The organism is Paracidobacterium acidisoli (assembly GCF_003428625.2).
In the GTDB taxonomy this organism is placed as follows: Bacteria; Acidobacteriota; Terriglobia; order Terriglobales; family Acidobacteriaceae; genus Paracidobacterium; species Paracidobacterium acidisoli.
Window position 1 is genome coordinate 105,290 of record NZ_QVQT02000002.1, and the last position, 20,105, is coordinate 125,394.

At 62.3% G+C, this 20,105-nt stretch carries 17 protein-coding genes; 14 read left to right on the top strand and 3 right to left on the bottom strand.

Annotated elements, in window-relative coordinates; all coding sequences use genetic code 11:
* The first annotated feature begins 6 nt into the window (after window positions 1-6).
* Complete coding sequence (locus tag D0Y96_RS04150) at window positions 7-804, top strand: DUF2076 family protein (protein WP_158562185.1); 798 nt, start codon at window positions 7-9, stop codon at window positions 802-804.
* Here the strand turns inward: D0Y96_RS04150 and D0Y96_RS04155 are convergent.
* A complete protein-coding gene (locus D0Y96_RS04155) occupies window positions 795-1,706 on the bottom strand; it encodes a hypothetical protein (RefSeq protein ID WP_117298112.1) in 912 nt (303 codons plus the stop codon). The two genes, D0Y96_RS04150 and D0Y96_RS04155, sit on opposite strands and share 10 nt — an antisense overlap.
* Window positions 1,707-1,857: 151 nt before the next feature.
* Here D0Y96_RS04155 and D0Y96_RS04160 point away from each other — a divergent pair, with 151 nt between their 5' ends.
* Complete coding sequence (locus tag D0Y96_RS04160) at window positions 1,858-2,457, top strand: carboxypeptidase-like regulatory domain-containing protein (RefSeq protein WP_117298113.1); 600 nt, start codon at window positions 1,858-1,860, stop codon at window positions 2,455-2,457.
* A gap of 729 nt (window positions 2,458-3,186) precedes the next feature.
* Here the strand turns inward: D0Y96_RS04160 and D0Y96_RS04165 are convergent.
* Window positions 3,187-3,921 carry a bestrophin-like domain gene (locus D0Y96_RS04165; RefSeq protein ID WP_147324903.1) on the bottom strand — a complete coding sequence of 245 codons (735 nt, stop codon included), beginning with the start codon at window positions 3,919-3,921 and terminating at the stop codon, window positions 3,187-3,189.
* A 21-nt stretch (window positions 3,922-3,942) separates the two neighbouring features.
* Between D0Y96_RS04165 and D0Y96_RS04170 the strand changes: the two genes are divergently transcribed.
* The 6 genes from D0Y96_RS04170 (at window position 3,943) to D0Y96_RS04195 (ending at window position 10,131) form a co-directional block, all read left to right on the top strand.
* The gene (locus D0Y96_RS04170; protein ID WP_158562187.1) at window positions 3,943-4,107 is read left to right on the top strand and encodes a hypothetical protein; all 165 of its coding nucleotides are present in this window, start codon (window positions 3,943-3,945) and stop codon (window positions 4,105-4,107) included.
* Window positions 4,108-4,310: 203 nt separating this feature from the next.
* Window positions 4,311-5,117, top strand: a complete 807-nt coding sequence (locus D0Y96_RS04175; protein WP_117298115.1) for an alpha/beta fold hydrolase — start codon at window positions 4,311-4,313, stop codon at window positions 5,115-5,117.
* Between the two features lie 56 nt (window positions 5,118-5,173).
* Window positions 5,174-5,659, top strand: a complete 486-nt coding sequence (locus D0Y96_RS04180; protein WP_117298116.1) for a hypothetical protein — start codon at window positions 5,174-5,176, stop codon at window positions 5,657-5,659.
* A gap of 220 nt (window positions 5,660-5,879) precedes the next feature.
* A complete protein-coding gene (gene lysA / locus D0Y96_RS04185) occupies window positions 5,880-7,184 on the top strand; it encodes a diaminopimelate decarboxylase (protein WP_117298117.1) in 1,305 nt (434 codons plus the stop codon).
* Window positions 7,185-7,334: 150 nt separating this feature from the next.
* Window positions 7,335-8,906, top strand: coding sequence for a carboxylesterase/lipase family protein (locus D0Y96_RS04190; RefSeq protein ID WP_117298118.1), 1,572 nt, complete (start codon window positions 7,335-7,337; stop codon window positions 8,904-8,906).
* Between the two features lie 235 nt (window positions 8,907-9,141).
* Window positions 9,142-10,131 carry a glycosyltransferase family 61 protein gene (locus D0Y96_RS04195; RefSeq protein WP_158562189.1) on the top strand — a complete coding sequence of 330 codons (990 nt, stop codon included), beginning with the start codon at window positions 9,142-9,144 and terminating at the stop codon, window positions 10,129-10,131.
* 42 nt (window positions 10,132-10,173) lie between these two features.
* Here D0Y96_RS04195 and D0Y96_RS04200 read toward each other — a convergent pair whose 3' ends face one another.
* Complete coding sequence (locus D0Y96_RS04200; RefSeq protein ID WP_117298120.1) at window positions 10,174-12,759, bottom strand: bifunctional diguanylate cyclase/phosphodiesterase; 2,586 nt, start codon at window positions 12,757-12,759, stop codon at window positions 10,174-10,176.
* 257 nt (window positions 12,760-13,016) lie between these two features.
* On the opposite strand from D0Y96_RS04200, the gene D0Y96_RS04205 reads away from it, so the two are divergent.
* The 6 genes from D0Y96_RS04205 (at window position 13,017) to D0Y96_RS04230 (ending at window position 20,084) form a co-directional block, all read left to right on the top strand.
* The gene (locus D0Y96_RS04205; protein WP_117298121.1) at window positions 13,017-14,396 is read left to right on the top strand and encodes a dipeptidase; all 1,380 of its coding nucleotides are present in this window, start codon (window positions 13,017-13,019) and stop codon (window positions 14,394-14,396) included.
* Window positions 14,393-15,049 carry a molybdenum cofactor guanylyltransferase gene (locus D0Y96_RS04210; protein WP_117298122.1) on the top strand — a complete coding sequence of 219 codons (657 nt, stop codon included), beginning with the start codon at window positions 14,393-14,395 and terminating at the stop codon, window positions 15,047-15,049. Before D0Y96_RS04205 ends, D0Y96_RS04210 begins: the two co-directional genes overlap by 4 nt.
* Window positions 15,050-15,107: 58 nt before the next feature.
* Window positions 15,108-15,914, top strand: coding sequence for an ABC transporter ATP-binding protein (locus D0Y96_RS04215; RefSeq protein WP_434090772.1), 807 nt, complete (start codon window positions 15,108-15,110; stop codon window positions 15,912-15,914).
* A gap of 111 nt (window positions 15,915-16,025) precedes the next feature.
* Window positions 16,026-16,490: a lipocalin-like domain-containing protein gene (locus tag D0Y96_RS04220; RefSeq protein WP_158562191.1), complete on the top strand. Its 465-nt coding sequence runs from the start codon at window positions 16,026-16,028 to the stop codon at window positions 16,488-16,490.
* A gap of 155 nt (window positions 16,491-16,645) precedes the next feature.
* The gene (locus D0Y96_RS04225; RefSeq protein WP_117298125.1) at window positions 16,646-18,325 is read left to right on the top strand and encodes a hypothetical protein; all 1,680 of its coding nucleotides are present in this window, start codon (window positions 16,646-16,648) and stop codon (window positions 18,323-18,325) included.
* 109 nt (window positions 18,326-18,434) lie between these two features.
* The gene (locus tag D0Y96_RS04230; protein WP_117298126.1) at window positions 18,435-20,084 is read left to right on the top strand and encodes an NAD+ synthase; all 1,650 of its coding nucleotides are present in this window, start codon (window positions 18,435-18,437) and stop codon (window positions 20,082-20,084) included.
* Window positions 20,085-20,105 lie beyond the last annotated feature (21 nt).

A 20,105-nucleotide genomic window follows, 5' to 3' on the forward strand; every position in this document is an offset into this window, starting at 1 on the left:
GAAGGCATGACTCCGCAGGAAGCACAGATGTTGCAGGACCTGGTGCAGAAAGTCCAGGGAACACAACTTACGGAAAAGGACCCTGACGCAGAGGCGTTGCTCGAGGACGGCCTCGCGCGCGATCCGGATGCGATTTACAAGCTGGCGCAAACCGTTCTGATTCAGAACATCGCGCTCGATCAGGCGCGGGCACAGCTTCAGCAGCTTCGCCAGCAGCAGACGTTACAGCCTCCGCCGGCGCGGGCGACCAGCTTCCTGGGCGGATTGCTGCATCGCAATGCACCGCCTGCGCAGCAGGCCTATGCGCAGGAGCAGCAGGGTTACCAGCAGGTTCCGCCGCAATACACACAGGCACCTCCGCAGTATGCTGCGGCTCCTCCTGTTTATGGACAGCCGGGGCCGGGCGCCGCGGGTGGATTTCTGCGGTCGGCGGCAACGACGGCGGCGGGAGTTGCGGGAGGCATGCTGGCCTTTGAGGGGGTTGAATCCCTGATTCACGGTTTTGAGCACGGCGGCGGTTATGGAGGCGGCTGGGGTGGCGGCGCAGGATATCCCGGCGCTCCCGGTGAAGAGACCGTGATCAACAACTACTACGAGTCACCGCAGCAGGACAACTACGGAACGAACGGTCCCGATGAGCAGCCTCAGGGACCGTTCGATGCCTCCTCCGATATCAGCGGTCCGGACGAACAGCCGCAGGGACCGTATGACGACAACTCCGGCGGCGACACCGGTGACGATCAGAGCTATGTCGACGATTCCGGCGGGGGAGACTTCAGCGGAAGCGGAGACGATTACAGCTGAGCGGGCGCTGGTTCATCCCGGAGGCCGGCCAGCTGCGCCGAACTGCCATCGGAGTGGATCAGCATCTGAATGGCCTGGCGGAAATCGACGGGAGAGGGGAGCGGCGAAAAGCTGCTCTCCTCTTCGGTGAGCTGGATGCTGAGAGACTTGACGAGCAGCGCCCGGCCGGTCAGATTCAGCTTCAGACGGGTGATCGCCCACTGGTGACTGCCCACTTCAGACTGTTCCAGCAGCACCGTGCCTCCCTTGTGCAGGCGGCCCAGAACACCCCAGCCAAAATCAACATCGTCAATCAGGTGGCCTTCGATGCGCGTAATACGCTGCTGGCCGGGATCGATCCACATTTCGCCCGCCATGCCGCGCAGGATATTCGCTTCGAGGTTGGGCGGATCGAAGTCCGGCTTCGGTGAAAAGGTGAAGCGGCGGCACTGTCCCGAAGGGCAGGGGGTCATACCCTCATCCCGATAGAGGAAGGCATCGGGCAGCAGGCGGATGATGCCGTTGACGCGATCGGTGTCTTCCTGCTCCCGCTTGCGGCGATGCTCCTGCAGCTCAGGATGCTCCCTCAGATATTCGAGGCGTCCCACCTCGGCCTGCATGGCGTCGGGGCTGAGAGGTTTCCCGTTGACTGCGATGAGGCGGGCCACGTCGCCGTTTCGGGTTTCGATGATTTCGCGGGTCGTATCGCGGCGGTCATCGATTTTGCGCAGCTGAAAGCGGAGGGGCGTGTGCTCCCGGACTGCGGCAAGCTCGTTCTGTGTGGCGATGCGCACGAGAGCAACCGGGGCCTCATCAGCGGCAGAGGACTGCGGCGGTGCGGCCGGAGCCTGCTGCGCAAAGGTACCCGGGGCAGCGGGAATCAGAAAGAAGAAGAACAGACCAGCAAGGTGCCTAAAGCGCACAAAGGTTCTCCTGCCTGGAACGATTCTGCCCTGATTGTGGTGTATGCACATCCTGTTAGACGGATTACCGGCGCTCGAGGTTTATCCGGGCGGCAACCGGCCATCCGAATGCCTCTTTTCAGCGGTCGGCGCGCGTGCTTAGAATAGTTGCATGGGCTTCGCAGTACGTCTTCGCCGGGGACTTGTCCCCGTTCTGGCCGGATCGTTATCGGTCTTCCTTCTGACAGTTTCGCTTCACGCACAGGCACGCCGGGGACGGAAGTACACGCCTCCGCCGCCGACCTGCAGGATTACGGTCACCGTGGTGAAGGGCGAAAACGGCAAGCCGGTGGAGAGCGCCGCCGTCGTGTTTCACCCCATCCGCGACAACAAGGATGAGGGCGGCATGGAGCTGAAGACGAACGAAGACGGCCAGGCGATCCTGGACGTGATCCCGATCGGCGATACGCTTCGTCTGCAGGTCATCAAGAGCGGGTATCAGACCTTCGGGAACGATTATCCGATCAAGGCGGATACGAAGGAGATTGTGATCCATCTGCAGTCACCGTCCCGTCAGTACTCGATCTACGAAAAGCACAATCCTGCGGCGCAGCAGGGTGGGCCACCGCAACAGCCAGCGGCAAAGCCGGCTCCGGAGAATAATGACAGCAAGAGTCCGGATGCGAAGAATCAGACCAGCGACCGGAGTAAGGATCAGACGGGCAGCCAGCAGGACGCTCAGAGCAGCTCCGGCTCACAGCCCAGTCACTGAGCTTCATACCGGATACCGGGACGAACATCCCTGCTTCTTGTTTGATTTTTTCTTCCTTTCCGTAAGTGCCCTGTTTTCAACACGTCGAGTTGGCATGAACTAGCTATGTGACGGAAAACAGAGCACTTCGGTCACGGATGCGAGTGCCGCATGGACGGACGTCTGTAAGGCATCGACGGCAGTCAGTGAAGCGATGTGCCTGATTCCGGAGCAGTACGCTCAGGGCCGTCTTTGACGCATTCACGACGCGATTTCCAGCGTTTTTTTTTGCAGGTTCTGTATTCAGCGTAGCAGGGCGGAGGAAATTTCATGCCATCTGGATGGAAGAATAAGCTCCGCGGAATCAACCATATGGAAAGTATTCGGCGATAAAGGGACTTGACAGACGCATCCTCGAGCTGCCGCGTTCCGGCTTCGGCAGCGGGAAAGGGCGTGTTCGCGTCGGACTTTATTCCCTGGCTAAAAGCCGGGGCTTCTACGAGATCTTGCTGGTGCAAGATACCTTTCCACCTTAGCTTCCCACCCCAGCGAACTTTGTTCGCAGGGGACCCCGGTCGCGAAGGTGGGGCACCCGGGTTTCAGAGGGAAAGAAAATGCAGATCCCTCCGCTGCGCGCCTCGGCGCTTCGGTCGGGATGACAACGGCTGGGATTCTGCATTCCTGGTTTCGGATCGAATAAGAGCCGCTGCGCTGCAGACACAGAGAGCGCTGGCATACCACGGATTACAGTTACCGGCCGGGTGCAGGTTCTGCATTGAGGCTCTGCTGAAGCCGAAGCATGCTCTGCTGGCTCACGCGAACCAGGCCGGTTCTGGGGTTATCCAGCTCAGAGACCAGAGAGAGGACAATCGCGACCGTCAGCGGAAGAACGAGTATGCCCAGCAGGACTCGCCCCCGCATGCTGTAGCCCACCACAAAGCAGGTCAGCGCCGATATCAGAATGAGAACCCACCACAGGACGGTAGGGATATGCTTTTCAGCCGCGGCCTGACGCTGTTCGATCGAGTTGCTTAAATCCCCGATGGCCTGCACCAGAGGAACAGTCAGCGGAGTGACGTTTTGTGGAATGAGCATCATCGCCTGATGCCACATTTCCTGCTGCAGCTGTTCCGCGCGGTAGACGGACGCCGTCATCGCCGGTCCGTCGAGACTGACCTGGGCAAATTCGAGGCGGGCATCCACATAGGCAGGCAGCGTTTGAAGAATCCTGCCCTGGAATGGCTGGGGGATCATCTGAGCCCGCTGCGCGACCGTGGCAATGGCGTTCGCTTCGTCGGTGACCAGCTGCGTGCGCTGCTCGTAGTGCGGCAGGGACATGGGCAGGCAGAATCCGAGCAATAAACTCAGGAGCACACCGAGTCTGTCACGCGCCGATTCGATGAATGGCTGGACGGCATCGAGATCACCCGAAGCTCGCCGGGTGCGGAGGCCAAGCTCCACCAGCAGCGCCAGGCCGAGAAGCAAAAAAGGAAAAAAGATTTCTGTGTGAGCGATCAGCCAGAACACGAGGCGGCCCTCCCTGATATCCAGCTATTCAGCATTCCGGCTACGAAGCGTATCGTCAACTGGATTGAAACAGGGGTATTAAAAAAAGGAGTGTTTCAGGGGCTGAAGCCCGGCTTATTTTTCGCTCGTTACGGCACGGCCTGAAGCCGTGCCCTGATACAAAGCTCTGATACAAGGCCCTGAGATGAAACGACCGCAGATCTTTCGACTTCGCGCCTGCGGCGCTTCGCTCAGGATGACGCAGTTGGGATTTATGCCTTTCCATCCATCGCGCCAAAGACAGGTGCAAAGGATGGGCGCCCGGCAGAGATTTGGACAGAGGGCGGGATTTGGGTTGAGATAGAGGGATGTTCTATACGTCGGGCGGAGACAGGCTCTTTTACACCGTAACGGGCAGTGGGCAGGATCTGGTGCTGCTGCATCCGACGCCGGTGAACCACCGGTTCTGGCTGCCGGTCGCGGAAGTTCTCTCAGAGCGGTATCGCGTGATCCTGCCGGATCTGCGCGGCCACGGGCAGTCGGAGGCGGGTGAAGGCGCGATCACGATGGAGAAGCTGGGCGCCGATGTGGAGCGGCTGATGGCGGAGGAAGGCATTGGAAAGGCGCTCTTCGGCGGTTGCTCGATCGGCGGCTACACGCTTTACGAGATATGGCGGCGGATGCCGGAGCGGGTGCAGGCGCTGGTCTTCAGCGGCAGCAGGCCGCAGGCCGATGCGGAAGTGAACCGGGCGAAGCGCCGGGAGACGATCGAAGGTGTCCGGCTGCGGGGCACAGGGGATTTTATCGAAGCGTCGCTGAACAGCCTGATCGGGCCGACGGCGCGGCGACGGACACCGCAGAAGGTCGGCGAAGCGCGGGAGATGATGCAGGCGATGCGCGCCGAAGCGGTGATCGCGGTGCAGCAGGGGCTGGCGGCCAGGCCGGATTCGGTGGCGACGGCGAAGACGATCCGGGTACCATGCTGCGTGATCGCGGGCGGCGAGGATGGCGCGAGCCCGCCGGCGGATATGCGGCTGCTGGCGGAGACGATCCGGAACGGGGGATATGGCGCGGAATATCACGAGATTCCCGATGCCGGACACTTTGCGCCGTGGGAGCAGCCGGAGGTGACGGGGTCGATGCTCAGAAGATTTTTCGATTCCGTTGCCGGTTAAGGAACCGCGGAGCGGGATTCTGCGTAGGAACAGCAGATACGTGTAAGGAGTTGACGATGATTCGTCGCCTGATGACGGTGATTTGCCTGGCTCTGCTGGCGAGCGTGGCTTTGCCGAAGGCCTGGGCCGATGGGAACCGTGTGGGGTTTCTTCAGGACATTGTGGTGCAGCAGGGAGATACGGCGGAAAATGCGGTCTGCTTTCTGTGCTCGATTCGGGTCGAGGGAGAGCTGCACGGGAATGCGGTCGCCTTTCTGGGCAGCGTGAAATCGGAAAATCACATCGAGGGCAACGTCGTTACCTTTCTGGGTGGCGTGCAGCTTGGTGAAAACGGCAGCGTGGGCGGCAACTGCGTGGTCTTTGGCGGAGGTCTGCACTCGCATAAAGCGGGACAGGTGAACGAGAACACGGTGATCTTTCCGTTTGCTCTGCTGATGGTCCCGGTGGTGATTCTTATTTTGATTCTCTATACGATAAGCGCTTTTTTCCGCAGGCGCCGGTACGCCTGGGCTATGCCTCCGCAGCCGCCTGCGATGCGCTGACTTTACGGAGACAGGTCGTGGGTCAGTATCTCCGCAGGGGCTGAAGCCCCTTCCTTTTCAGGCTGGTTACGGCACGGCTGAAGCCGTGCCCTGATACAGAACCATTCAACCGGCCTGCTGCCGGATTTTAATCCGGCCCGCTGCCAGAGGATGCAGCGACTTTACGGGAGCAAGGGAAGCCCGATAGTCTCAGGAAAAACTCTTTTGACTTCGAGGCCGCTTGAACTCTGCTCGTCCGTTTGCTTATTCCGGTAAAGATTCGATTCTGTGCTGCGATGGTGTGCAGCTTGACAGGCTGGCGAAGAAGTTCGGCACGCCGCTCTACGTGTACTCGGCGGAGCAGATCGCCGGCCGGCTGAAGCTGTTTCAGGAGTCGTTCGCGGAGATTCCGCACCTGATCTGCTATGCGGTGAAGGCGAATTCGGCGCTGGCGATTCTGAAGCTGCTGGACGCGCAGGGCGCGGGCTTCGACATTGTCTCGGGCGGCGAGCTGGAGCGGGTGCTGGCGGTGAACCGCGCGGCGGCGGCTCGGGTAGTGTTCTCGGGCGTGGGCAAGACGGCCGCGGAGATGGATGCAGCGCTGCGCGCGGGCATTCTGCTGTTCAACGTGGAGAGCGAAGGCGAGCTGGAGCTGCTGGCGGAGCGCGCATCGAAGCAGCGGAAGCGGGCGCGGGTGTCACTGCGGGTGAATCCCGATGTGTTTGCGGAGACGCATCCGTACATTTCGACCGGGCTGCGGGAGCACAAATTCGGAATCGACATTCGCAGGGCGCGCAGGGTGTATCGAGAGGCGGCGAAGGCGAAGTATCTGGATGCGCGCGGCGTGAGCGTGCACATCGGGTCGCAGATTCGCAGCGCGGAGCCGTTTGGAGCGGCGGCGGAGCGGGTTGCGGGGCTGATCCGGGATCTGCGCAGGGACGGCCATACGATTGAGTTTCTCGATGCGGGCGGCGGTCTGGGGATTGAGTATCACCTGTCGCTGAGCGGAGACGATGCTTCGGGCGCGCACAGCTTTGATCCAAAGGAAAAAGTGACCCAGTATGCGGCGGCGGTGAAGAAGGCCGTCGAGGGAGTGAGCGACGTGACGCTGCTGCTGGAGCCGGGGCGATTTCTGGTGGCCCAGGCCGGAGCGCTGGTCACGCGCGTGCTTTACGTGAAGAAGAACGGCGAGAAGGTGTTCGTGATCGCGGATGCGGCGATGAACGATCTGATTCGTCCGGCGCTGTACCAGGCGCACCATGAGATTGTGCCGGTGACGCGCACGAAATCGAAGAAGCGCGTGGTGGCTGATTTTGTGGGTCCGGTGTGCGAGTCGGGCGATTTCTTTGCGCGCGACCGGGAGATGCCGGCGCTGAAGTCCGGCGATCTGGCGGTGATCCTCGATGCCGGAGCGTACGGAATGCCGCTGAGCTCGAATTACAACTCGCGGCCGCGGCCGGCGGAGGTGCTGATCGAGCGCGGCAGGGCGAGGCTGATCCGGCGGAGAGAGACGATGCAGGATCTGCTGGCGCCGGAGACGCTGTAAGGCCGCAGCCGCCAAGGGCTTAAGGTGCGCCGCACGGGGCAGGTCTGATAGGGTGTTGAACGCTGTGATTTCCTGACAATGGAGCTGCTCATGTTTTCTCGCGCAGAGGTTTTCCGTGCCGGACGCGGTGCGCTTTGGGGGTGTGCGTGCATGGCGATGCTGGCTCTTCCCGGCTATGCAAAGGACAATCTGAAGGTCAAAACCGATAAGGGCAGGGTCGAAGGCAGGCTGAGCGCGGATGGGCAGGTGCGTGCCTTCCTGGGGGTTCCGTATGCGGCGCCGCCGGTGGGATCGCTGCGCTGGAAGGCTCCGCAACCGGCGGAGAAGTGGAGCGGAGTACGGCAGGCGACGGAGTTCGGACATCGCTGCATGCAGCCGCAGATCTACGACGACATGCGCTTTCGCGATGCGGGGCAGAGCGAGGACTGCCTGACCCTGAATATATGGACTTCGGCAAAGGACAAGCATGCAAAGCAGCCGGTGATGGTGTGGATCTTCGGCGGAGGCTTTACGGGCGGCGGCACGTCGGAGCCACGGCAGGACGGCGAGCATCTGGCGCACAAGGGCGTGGTGGTGGTGTCGATGAACTACCGGCTGGGCGTCTTCGGATTCTTTACGCATGCGGACCTGGCGGCGGAGTCGCCGCAGCACGCAGCAGGGAATTACGGGCTGATGGATCAGACGGCGGCTCTGCAGTGGGTGAAGAAGAATATTGCGGAGTTCGGGGGCGATCCGGCGCAGGTGACGATCTTCGGCGAGTCGGCGGGATCGTTTTCGGTAAGCGCGCAGATGGCGTCTCCGCTGGCCCGGGGATTATTTGAGCGGGCGATCGGAGAGAGCGGCGGGGCCTTCAGCGCGACGCTGCCGTTTCAGCCGCTGGCGACCCGTGAGGTCAGGGACGCGGATTACATCAAACGGGCCACGGGGACTTCGGACCTGGCGCAGCTGCGGGCGATGAGCGCGGAGGATCTGCTGGCCGCGGTGTCGAAGAAGGTAGAGGGAACGCCGGAGCGGTTCGGTCCCGACGTGGACGGATATTTTCTGCCCGAGAGTGTTCCGCAGATTTACGCGGAGGGCAAGCAGGCGCATGTGCCGCTGCTGGCGGGGTGGAATCGCGATGAAGGGACGGAGAATGTCCTTGCATCGGCCGAGCAGCCGACGGTTGAAAACATGAAGGCACAGGCAGAAAAGCTGTTTGGCGATCGCGCTGCGGATTTTCTAAAGGCGTATGCGGCGACCAGCGATGCGGAAGCGGTGCGCGCGATGGAGGATTACGCGGGCGACAAATTTATCGCGTATTCAACCTGGGCGTGGCTGGAGGCGCAGGTGAAGACGGGCGGCGCTCCGGTGTACCGCTACAAGTTCGAGATGCCGCAGCCGGGGGACAAATTTCACAGCGCATCGATGGGAACGTTCCACTCGGACGATATCGAGTATGTCTTCGGGGTGCTGGATTCGCGACCGGATGCGAAGTGGACGCCTGAGGACTATAAGATGTCGGACCTGATCGAGACATACTGGACGAACTTCGCCAAAACCGGCGATCCGAATGGTACGTCCACAGCTGGCGCGCCGGGGACCCCGGTGCCAAACTGGCCGCAGTACAAAGCTCCGGAGTGGCAGGTGATGCATCTGAACGCGAATTCAGAGGCGAGGCCGGATGAGCATCGCGACCGGGATCTGTTCCTGCAGGATGTGTGGAGCAAACCAGCGGCGGAATGATCTCCGTGCTTTGAGGTGGGCGGGAGGGCTCGTCCACCTTGAAATCTTTTCTCAAATTGTTTCTTCCGGCGTTCTGATCGAGGGCTGTCCGACTCCGTTCGGGGCCGGTGACAGAGAACATGCTGGCATCGTCTTCGATGACCCGGCATAATGGCCTTGCACCCGCATGAACTTCACTCCGCTCCGATTCAGGCTGCTGCAGAAGATTTTCCGGCGACCTCTGACGCTGCATGACATGAGCGATCGGGAGATCGTACTGTCGCCGGCGGAAACGCTGGTATCCCGGCCCGCCATTTATCTCGAAAGCGATCTGGACCTGATCACCGCCGTGATGGAAGACACGACGATGGATACGGAGAGGCTGCGTATCCGCGGCGGGGCCAAGGAGCACCGGGCCACGATGGTGCATGAGCTGTGGAATGCGCAGATTCTGAACGGCTATGTGTATAAGCGCGCCATCGTTTATCCGGTTAGCCCGGCGGAGGGGCGGCCGCTCGTGATCAGGGAGCGGACGGAGAAGATTCCGGAGGCCGCGCTGGCCTGCTCGCTGTACGGGGGCGTCTACTTCGGGCACTGGATGGCGGATGATGTGGCGCGGTTCCTGGTGCTGAAGGATTATGCATCTCCGGTGATTGTTAAGCGGAAGCGCTTTACGCATGAGCCGGGATACAGCGCGATCTTCGGGGTGAATCCGGGAGAGATTACGAACATTCAGTGCAAACGGCTGCTGCTGCTGGGAGACACAGGGCAGAACAGCTTCCGGAAGAGCCGGTATGCGCAGCTTCGCGAACGGCTGAAGACGGTGGGCGCGGCGCATAAGAATCATCGGGTGTGGATCCGGCGGGGCAAGGGCGGCGCGAAGCGGGACCTGGTGAATATCGACGAAGTCGAGGCGTGGCTGGTATCGCAGGGATTCGTCATGGTAACGCCGGAGGAGATGACGGCCGAAGAGATTGCGCGGCAGATGGTGGGCGCACGGGTCGCCTTCGGGATCGAGGGCAGCCATCTGGCGCATGCGCTGTACAGCGTGGCCGACGGAGGAGCGATCTGCGCACTGCAGCCGCCCTTCCGCTTCAACAATGTATACAAGGACCGCGCCGATTGTCTGGATCTGCGGTACGCCTTTGTGGTGGGTGAAACGGCGGAGGGAGGGTTTCGGCTGGAGATCGACCACCTGAAGCGCTTCCTCGACAAGGTGGACCGGGAGACGGGGTACTCCGGCTGATAAACAGGCCGGAGTGCGTGCCGCAGCCGGCCCTCTGAGCGCTTAGCGGCTTTCGGAGGCGAGCCGGCCGAAGGACAGGTTGCGGAGGGTTGCGATCGCGGTCTGCTTTTCCGGGCTGGCGGCGTGGCGCTCTTTCTCGAAGAAGCTGACGCTTTCGTCGACGGGCATGGGGCGGCCGAGATAGAAGCCCTGCACCTCGTGGCAGCCCTGATCCTGCAGAAAGGCGAGCTGGTTCTCGTTTTCGACGCCTTCGGCGGTTACGGAGATGTGGAGGCCGCGGGCGAGAGCGATGAGGGCTCCGGCGAGGGCGGGGTTGCCGATGTCGTGACCGATGTCGCCGACGAAGGAGCGGTCGATCTTGAGGCGGTCGACGGCGATGTGACGGAGATAGGCGAAGCCGGAGTAGCCGATGCCGAAGTCGTCGATGGCGATGTGGATGCCGGGCTCGCGCAGACGGCTGAGGACCTCGGCGGCGCCATCCCAGTCGCCGATGAGGGCGCCTTCCGTAACTTCGACTTCGAGGTAGTGCGGATCGACATCGTTCTCGCGGAGGGCCTGGAGGATCATCGCGGTGAGATGTTCATCGCGGAACTGGCGGGGCGAGAGATTGATGGCGAGGCGCAGCGGGCGTCCGGCGGCGCGGGAGAGATGCTTCCAGTCGCGGCAGGCGGTGCGGAAGACGAACTCGCCGATTTCGACGATCAGGCCGGTCTCCTCGGCAAGAGGAATGAAGTCATTGGGCGCGACCAGAGTGCCGTCGCGGCGCCTCCAGCGCACCAGCGCTTCGACGCCGGTGATCTCGCCGCTGCCGGAGTCGAAGACCGGCTGATACATCACCAGAAATTCTTTGCGGAGGCAGGCCTCGCGCAGCTCGCTTTCGAGCACGAAGCGGTTGGAGGAGTCGATCTCCATGGACGGGGTGTAGATCTGCACGGTGTTCCGGCCCTGGTCCTTGGCGCGATACATGGCGTAGTCGGCCTTGCGCAGGAGGTTATCGAGGTCGGCTCCGTCGGCAGGGTAACAGGTGATGCCGATGCTGGGGGTGACGCAGAACTCGTTTCCGTCGACATGAATGGGCCGGGAGAGGATGTGGGTAATGCGGCGGGCCATCTCGGCGGTGCCATGGGGATGGTCGGCCTCGGGCATGAGGATGACGAATTCATCGCCTCCCATGCGGGCGACGAGATCGCTGCTGCGGGCGGATTCCGTGAGCCGCTGTGCGACGCAGCGCAGAACGTGATCGCCGGCGTGATGGCCGAGCGAGTCATTGATGCGCTTGAAGTTGTCGAGGTCGATGAGGGCGAGTGCGACCTGGCGGCGGTTGCGCTGGGCGCTGTCGATGGCGAAGCGGGCCTGCTCGCGGAGCAGAGCGCGATTGGGAAGGCCGGTGAGGACATCATGGAGGGCCATGTGGCGGAGACGCTCTTCGGCCCGCTTCTGCTCTGTAATGTCGCTGGCGATGCCGAGAAAGCCGCGCAGTCTGCCGGAGGGATCGCGGAGGGCGGTGACCGAGAGGCTGACGGGAAGACGTGAGCCGTCGCGGCGGATGTAGGTCCACTCACGCTGATCGCAGTTGCCTTTGCGGGCGCGGAAGCTGAGGACGTCGAAGCCGGGCTGAAGGTTCTCGCGGAATTCGCGGCTGAACTGGAGGGCCTGGTGAGCGATCTCCTGCGGGTCATGAAGATCGGTCATCGATTTCATGCCGATCAGCTCACGGGCGGAGAAGCCGAGCATGGTTTCGGTGGCTTTGTTGACGGAGGCGATGGTTCCGTGGAGATCGGTGGCGATGATGGAGGAGGCGGCGCTGTCGAGAATGGCGCTGCGCAGGAGGCTGGACTCCTCGAGCTCGCTGGCCATGATCTGCTTCACGCGCTTTTCCTCTGAGAGGTAGCGGCTGACGGATATGGAGGCCAGAGCGGCGGCGAGGACGAGGATGGTGGTGCCGATGATGGCGGCGGTGCCGAGCGAGGAGATGCCAATACTGCCCGATGTGTCGACGGTGCCGCTCATGAGGGTGAAGCGCGCGGCTTCCATGCCGGTGTAGTGCATGCTGGCGATGCCGATGCCCATGATGACGGCGGCCGAGAGCGTGCGAAGAAACGACTGGCGCTGATGCTGTCTGGCGAGGAAGGCGATGTGGAGAGCGAGCGCGGAGAATCCGAAGGCGACGACGCCGGAGAGCGCGAAGAGCCACAGGTTGTAGTGGTGCATGGCCTGCGAGCGCATGGCGGCCATCCCGGTGTAGTGCATGGTGGCAATGCCGCCGCCCATGAAGAGGGAGCCGAGCAGGAGATCGGCGCTGCGGAGGTGCGGGCGCTGCATGGTCCAGAGCGCCGCGCCGGAGGCAAAGATGCCGGCCAGCAGCGAAAGAGCGACGGTGCCGATGTGGTAGACCACCGGAACCGGCATCTGAAAGGCCAGCATGCCGATGTAGTGCATGGACCAGATGCCGAAGCCCATAGATAAGGCTCCGACGGTCAGCCAGGAGATGCGGCGTCCTTTTGCGGCGGTGGAGAGCCTTTCGCTGAAGCCGAAAGAGGAAAAGGAGGCGGCGACGGCAATGAGAATCGAGAGGCCGACCAGGGGGATGTTCCACGTATACGGGACCGAACTGCCGATGGTCTCCATGGATGATGTACCTCGATGAGCAGTTCACACCTGCTGAAATCTGCGAGCGCGAGCTGAGGAGGCAGACTGTTTCTATCGTGAAATGCTCATCTCACGGTAACAAGGGAAAAGCGGTAACTCAATGACTATCACGCATTACCAGAGTCATACTTTTGCGTCATTACTCCGAGAAGGACCAGGAGCCGACGCCGGCCGCCGGGGGTGGTTATACTCGACTGTCCGCACCACGGATTTTTACAGATTGACCAGGAGACGTTATGGCCTCTGCCGCAGTTGAATTCGCCCGCAGCCACCACACTCGCTTTCTCGAGGAGCTGAAGACGCTGATCCGCATTCCTTCGGTTTCGACGCTGCCGGAGCATCGGGAAGACGTTCAGCGCGCCGCCGAGTGGCTGGCGAAGGAGCTGAAGCGGATCGGCATGGAGCACGTGGAAGTGATTGCGACGGAGGGGCATCCGCTGGTGTATGCAGACTGGCTGCGCGCAGAGGGAAGGCCGACGTGCCTGTGCTATGGACATTACGACGTGCAGCCTCCGGACCCGCTGGAGGAGTGGACGACGCCTCCCTTTGAGCCGACGGAGCGGAACGGCAATCTGTACGCGCGCGGGGCGGTGGATGACAAGGGTCAGATGTATATGCACGTGAAGGCGCTGGAGGCGCTGTTCGCGGCGCACAGCGGGAAGCTGCCGCTGAATGTGCGAGTGATTCTGGAGGGCGAGGAAGAGGTCGGCGGCGAACAGATTGCGGCGTTTATCCGGGAGCATCCGGAGCGGCTGAAGGCCGATTTTGCGCTGGTGTCGGATACAGAGATGTTTGCGCCGGAGCTGCCGACGCTGTGCGTGGGCCTGCGGGGGATGATCTACACGGAGATCGAGGTGCGGGGCGCGAAGACGGACCTGCACTCGGGTATGTATGGCGGAGCGGCGCCGAATCCGTTTGTGGCGCTGGCGCAGATCATTGCGGGGCTGAAGGACAGCGATGGGCGGGTGCTGATTCCGGGATTTTATGACGCGGTGAAAGCTCCGGGTGCGGACGAGCTGAGGGCGTGGAAGACGCTGCCGTTCGACGAGGAGCATTACCGGCAGACGGAGGTGGGATCGCCGGAGCTGACGGGGGAGCCGGGGTACTCGGTAATCGAGCGGACCTGGGCGCGGCCGACGCTCGATGTTCACGGCATGCCGGGAGGGTTTACGGGCGCGGGGGCGAAGACGGTGATTCCGGCGAAGGCGCTGGCAAAGGTGTCGATGCGGCTGGTGCCGGAGATGACGCCGCAGCAGACCTTTGCGCTGTACAAGGCATATGTGGAGAAGATTGCGCCGCGCGGAGTGACGGTGGAGGTGCGGCTGATCCACCAGGGTGATGCGATCGTGGTGGGGACGGAGAATCCATATATCCGGACGGCTACGGAGGCACTGCGCGAGGTCTGGGGAAAGGATACGGTGTTCATTCGCTCGGGCGGGTCGATTCCGATTGTGGGGGATTTCGAGCGGCACCTGAAGATTCCGACGGTGATGATGGGCTTCGGGCTGCCGGACGATAACCTGCACGCTCCGAATGAGAAGTTTCACCTGGCGAATTTCTACCGGGGGATCGAGTCGATCATCGTGTTCTTTGAGCGGCTGGGTGAGAGCCGGTGAACGCTTTTGTGCTGGCCGGCGGGCGCAGCCTCCGGATGGGGCGCGACAAGGCGCTGCTGGAGGTGAACGGGCGTCCGCTGATCGAGCTTGCGCTGGAGAAGCTGCGCGAGCTGGGGTTTACGCCGCGGATTGCTGGGCTGCGCCCGGATCTGGAGGGGTTTGCTCCGGTAGTCTTCGATCGGCAGGGCGGCGGAGACGAACGGTGCGGGCCGCTGGCGGGGATCGAAGCAGCTCTGGCGGCATCGGATGAGGAAGTGAATCTGTTTCTGCCGGTCGATCTGCCGCTGCTGCCCGGCGCCTTTCTGCGCTGGCTGGCGCGGAGAGCGGAGACGACGCAGGCGCCGGCGACGATTCCCACGGTGAACGGGCGGGCGCAGCCGCTGTGCTCGGTGTATCGCAGGGAGCTGCTGCCGGGGTTGAGCGAGGCGCTCAGGGAAGGGCGGTACAGGGTGATGACGGCGGTCGAGGAGGCAGCGCAAGGCGCGCGGGGACGAATGGATGTCTTCGACGTGGAGGCGGTTGCCGCAGCGCTGCAGGCAGGGGAATGGCCGCAGGAGCGGCCAGTGTACGAGTGGTTCCGGAACCTGAATGCACCGGACGATGTGGCGGCGGTTGAGCAAACCGCACCCTCTATCCACCATGCCGGCCACTAAGCCGGGGAAGCGATGTACGCTGAAAGACGAGGACTGAGGATTGGCCGGTTCCGCCGATATTCCGATTGAAGTGGTGGCTGAGCAGCCCGATGCGCCGAACGACCACGGGGGGCGTCAGCCGTATATCGCTTTCGAGAAGGTCTCTAAAGCTTTCGGCAGCCAGACGGTGCTGGATGGCGTGAGCTTCTTTGTGATGCCGGGCGAGACGTTGTGCATTCTGGGGCGCTCGGGCGTTGGCAAATCGGTCTCACTGCAGCAGATTATGGGCTTTCTGAAGCCGGATGCCGGGCAGGTGCTGGTGGCCGGCGAGGATATTGTGGGCTACACCGAAGCGCAGATGCAGGTGGTGCGGCGTAAGGTGACGATGGTCTTCCAGAACGGAGCGCTCTTCGATTCGCTGAGCGTGCGGGAGAACGTGGCCTTTCCTCTACGGGAGCAGCGGACGCTGATGGAGGATCAGATTCAGCAGATCGTGAGCGGCCTGCTGGAGATGGTGGGCGTCGCCGAGATGGCGGAGGGTCTGCCGTCGGAGCTTTCGACGGGGATGAAGCGGTCGGTGGCGATTGCGCGGGCGCTGGCGGCGCAGCCCCAGGCGATTCTGTATGACGAGCCGACGACGATGGTCGATCCGCTGATTGCGCGGCTGCTGGGCGATCTGATTCAGAAGCTGAAGCATCAGCTGCACCTGACCAGCATTGTGGTGACGCACGATATGCGCTTCGCGGAGCGGCTGGCGGACCGGGTGTTGTTTCTGCACCAGGGCAAGGCGCATTTTTTCGGGACGATGGAGGAGATGAAACAGTCGAATGACGAGATTCTGCGGCAGTTTCTGACTCTGGACGCGCTGGTGCTGCCGGAGGGCTGAGCCCTTTTTCATGGCTCGAGCTGTATTCCTATATGTCCAACCGAGAGAGGCTTTTCTATTTCCCCCGCAGAGGCACGCAACACAAAGACGACGGCAGAGACCAGTGATTTTGTGGGCACATGGCGGCTGCTCGACTATACGTTTTTTCACGATGACGGCAGAGAAGAGAAGCCGTGGGGAACGGACGTGACCGGCTACCTGTTTTACTCCGTCGAAGGGTATATGAGCGGGAATCTGAGCCCTGCGCGGCGTACCTGGCGCTCACGGCTGCGGCGGCTGACGGCGGAGGTTCCGGGAGCGGCGGAGAAGGCCGAGGCGAGGCTGCACGTGCGGGGAATTCCGCGCGATTACATCGCATACTCAGGCCGCTTTACCGTGGACGGAGACAAGGTGACACATCATGTGGAAGTCAGCCTGTTTCCGAACTGGGTGGGGCAGGCGGAGGTGCGGCAGTATGTCTTCGCAGGCAACCGGCTGATTCTGCGCACGCTGCCGCTGCGCAAAGGCCGGAGTACGATTGTGGCCCAGCTTACCTGGGAGCGTGTGTTGCCCGCGCCGCAGACCAAAACGATCTGATACGGCAATGACCAGAACGGGGCAGAGCGGGATGCTCCGGTGTTGTGATTCAATCAAACCATCCCCCTGCAGGGCGGTCTTCCGGTGTTTTTTGACTCCGGTGGATGGCCTGAGCACCATTTTCCGCTGTGCCACTCCTGATGCGAGGAAGATGAATGCAGGATCGATGGACCCGCTCGCTGGGCGTTTGCCTGTTTGCGCTTGCGCTGGCGGCCCAGCCGCTGCTGGCTTACTTTTTTCACGCCGATACATGGGATGACAGCGCGATTACCGCGGCGTATGCGCACACGTTCGCGCATACGGGCGTAGTGGAGGCGACGCCCGGATCAGGCATCGTGGAGGGCTACTCGACGACGCTGTGGATGCTGGTGCTGGCGGCCGTGGCGAAGGTGACGGCGACTCCGATGGCGCTGCTGGGCGGGGCGAAGGTGCTTTCGTGCCTGCTGAATGTGCTGAACATCGTGCTGCTGCGGGCGGTGGTGCGACGATGGGGGCGGCCGGATCTCGCGGATTATGCCGCGGGCGCATTCGGACTGATGGAGCTGACGGTTCAGGAGTCGATCAACGGGATGGAAGACCCGCTGATGCTCTTTCTGCTGCTGGCCGCGGTGTACTGCCTGCGCAGCCGGAGCGTGAGAGGCCGCTCGGTCTTTCTGCTTGCGGGCGCTCTGTTCGTGCTGTGCCGGCACGAAGCGTTTGTGCTGATTGCGCCGCTGCTGCTGCTGGTGCGTCCGGTACGGCGTGCGATTGTGGCGGCTGCGGTGTGGTTCGGCGTGCTGGGCACGGCGACGGTGATTCGCCGGAAGTACTTCGGGGCGCTGCTGCCCAACACCATCATTGCCAAGAGGCATTTCCCTTACTCGATGCCGACGAGGCACCAGGAGCTGATGCGGCATCTGGCTCCGGCGGAGACGCTGGCACGCGGGCTGGCGATGGTGCTGCTGGTGCTGATCTATGTGGCGGTGCGCAACCGGCGTGAGCTGTGGAGGCTGCTGAAGCGGATGGGGCAGCTTTCGGCGCCGGCCTGGCTGCGGGAGACCTTTGCGGACGACGATGTGAAGGTTGCCGGAGTGCTGACGACAGCGGGTCTGCTGCTGGATTTCGGAGTGGGGAAGAACTGGGGCCCTCCGGAGAGAGAGCTCTACAGCGCGCTGCCGTTCCTGATCTATCTGCTGCTGCGGCTGACGTTCCGGCTGGCGGGCACGGCTTCACTGCGCAGGCAGGCGTGCGCGCTGCTCTTTGTGCTGCTGGCGTACCGCGAGGTGCGCAATGCGCAACGGCTGGCGAGCCCTTACGCGCCGCTGTATATGCCGATGGTGACGGTGCATGCGATTGCGGGACTGGTGCCTCCGGTGGAGCAGATTCGCACGGCGGCGGGGCTGCAGGATCTGACCTTTGCCGTTCCCGATGTGGGCGGTGTGATGCTGTTCGGCGATCATCTGCGCGTGATGGATCTGGGATTGCTGTGCGACCGGACTCTGGCGCAGAAGGGCTATGCGATTGCTCCGCATTACATTCTGGATGTGCGGCGACCGGAGGTGATCGAGCTGCACAGCTTCTGGACCGATCTGACGGGTCTGGAAGCGGCGCCGCAGTTCTACCGCGAATATGTGGAGATGATCATCGATCAGAAGCGGTTCTTTGTGCGGCGCGATGTCTTCGAGCGCTTTGCGGCAGAGACGGCGACGCGCAGCTTTCAGGCGAATGGGCATCCGCTGACCGTGGATGATGTGATGGCGTCGGGAAAGCTGAGCTATCCGGATTACGCTGCGGGCGATCTGGCGATCAACCGGAAGTTCGGGACCTACGCGGTGTTTCGCGGTGGTGTGAACTAAACGCTGAGAACGCGCAGAGAGAGTTCACCACAGAGAGCACGAAGAACACGGAGACCGAGGAGAGCGCGGAGGCGAGCTGCGAAGACCGGGGTCCGGTTACACTGAAAGAGTGAAGATCGCGCTCGCCCAGATCAATCCCACCATCGGCGACTTTCGAGGCAACGTCGGCAAAATTCTTGAGTTTACGCGCCGGGCGCAGCAGGGTGGAGCGTCGCTGGTGCTGTTTCCGGAGCTGGCGGTGTGCGGTTATCCACCGGCGGACCTGCTGGAAAAGCCCTCCTTCGTGGCGCGATGCGGTGAGGCCGTCTGCGAGATTGCCAGGGCGACGGCGCGCGATTCGATCGGTGTGATCACCGGCTATGTGACGGCAGCCGAGCATGGCAGCGGCAAGCATGTGATGAACTCGGCGGCGCTGGTGCGGCATGGGCACATTGAGTTTGTGCAGTCGAAGATGCTGCTGCCGTTTTATGACGTGTTCGACGAGCAGCGGTACTTCGCTCCGGCGGCGCGGCAGCGCATCTGCCATTTCGACGGGCAGGATCTGGCGCTGACGATCTGCGAGGATGCCTGGAACGACAAGAGCTTCTGGGAGAACCGGCTGTATACGGTCGATCCTGTGGAGGAGCTGCTGCGCGGCCATGCAGGCGCGCCGATCCTGAACATTTCCGCATCGCCTTACTGGCGCGGCAAGCGCGAGGTGCGGCGCGAGATGCTGGCGGCGATTGCGGCGCGGCACAAGGCGCCGGTGGTGATGGTGAACCAGGTGGGCGGCAACGACAGTCTGATCTTTGACGGGTCGAGCCTGGTGGTGGGGCCGGACGGCGATGTGATCGCGCAGGCGAAGGGCTTCGAGGAAGACCTGATCTTCGTGGATACGGCGGCGCTGACCGGCGACCGGCACGATCAGATTGAAGACGAAGACGCCGCGGTGCTGGAAGCGCTGGTGCTGGGCACGCGTGATTATGTGCGCAAGTGCGGGTTCTCGAAGGCGCTGGTGGGTCTGAGCGGCGGCATCGATTCGGCGCTGGTGGCGACGATTGCCGTAAAGGCGCTGGGCAGCGAGAACGTTACGGCGGTGGGTATGCCGAGTCCGTATTCGTCGCAGGGCTCGATCGACGACAGCCGGCGGCTGGCGGAAAACCTGGGGATTCGCTTCGAGATTGTGCCGATCAGCGGACTCTTTGAAGAGTATCGCGGCGCGCTGGAATCGCTGTTCGCGGGTACGAAGCCGGATATCACGGAAGAGAATATTCAGTCGCGGATTCGCGGCAATCTGCTGATGGCACTGTCGAACAAATTCAATGCGCTGGTGCTGACGACCGGTAACAAGAGCGAGATGTCGACGGGCTACTGCACGCTGTATGGCGATATGGTGGGCGCGCTGGCGGTGATCGGCGATGTGTTCAAGACGCGGGTGTATGCGATCTGCGAGTCGCTGAACCGCGAGCGGGAGGTGATTCCACGGGCGATTCTCGAGAAGCCTCCGTCGGCCGAGCTGCGGCCCGATCAGAAGGACACGGATTCTCTGCTGCCGTACGAAGTGCTTGATCCCATACTGGAAGCCTATGTGGAGCGCTACGAGACGCCGGAGACGATTGCCGCGGAGAAGGGAATCGACCTGGAGACGGTGCGCGCGGTGGTGAAGCTGGTGGAGCGCAGCGAATACAAGCGGCAGCAGGCGGCTCCGGTGCTGAAGGTGACGTCGAAGGCTTTCGGAATGGGACGGCGCTTTCCCATCGCGGTAAAGGTTCAGGTATAAGGGTTTCGACGGGTGTTGCTG

What these genes read in the sequence shown, in the direction of transcription:
- D0Y96_RS04225 (WP_117298125.1), top strand. Translation starts at nt 16,646, where the DNA reads ATGCAGGATCGATGGACCCGCTCGCTGGGCGTTTGCCTGTTTGCGCTT.
- D0Y96_RS04195 (WP_158562189.1), top strand. Translation starts at nt 9,142, where the DNA reads ATGAGCGATCGGGAGATCGTACTGTCGCCGGCGGAAACGCTGGTATCC.
- D0Y96_RS04150 (WP_158562185.1), top strand. Translation starts at nt 7, where the DNA reads ATGACTCCGCAGGAAGCACAGATGTTGCAGGACCTGGTGCAGAAAGTC.
- D0Y96_RS04180 (WP_117298116.1), top strand. Translation starts at nt 5,174, where the DNA reads ATGATTCGTCGCCTGATGACGGTGATTTGCCTGGCTCTGCTGGCGAGC.
- D0Y96_RS04200 (WP_117298120.1), bottom strand. Translation starts at nt 12,759, where the DNA reads ATGGAGACCATCGGCAGTTCGGTCCCGTATACGTGGAACATCCCCCTG.
- D0Y96_RS04190 (WP_117298118.1), top strand. Translation starts at nt 7,335, where the DNA reads ATGGCGATGCTGGCTCTTCCCGGCTATGCAAAGGACAATCTGAAGGTC.
- D0Y96_RS04205 (WP_117298121.1), top strand. Translation starts at nt 13,017, where the DNA reads ATGGCCTCTGCCGCAGTTGAATTCGCCCGCAGCCACCACACTCGCTTT.
- D0Y96_RS04175 (WP_117298115.1), top strand. Translation starts at nt 4,311, where the DNA reads ATGTTCTATACGTCGGGCGGAGACAGGCTCTTTTACACCGTAACGGGC.
- D0Y96_RS04160 (WP_117298113.1), top strand. Translation starts at nt 1,858, where the DNA reads ATGGGCTTCGCAGTACGTCTTCGCCGGGGACTTGTCCCCGTTCTGGCC.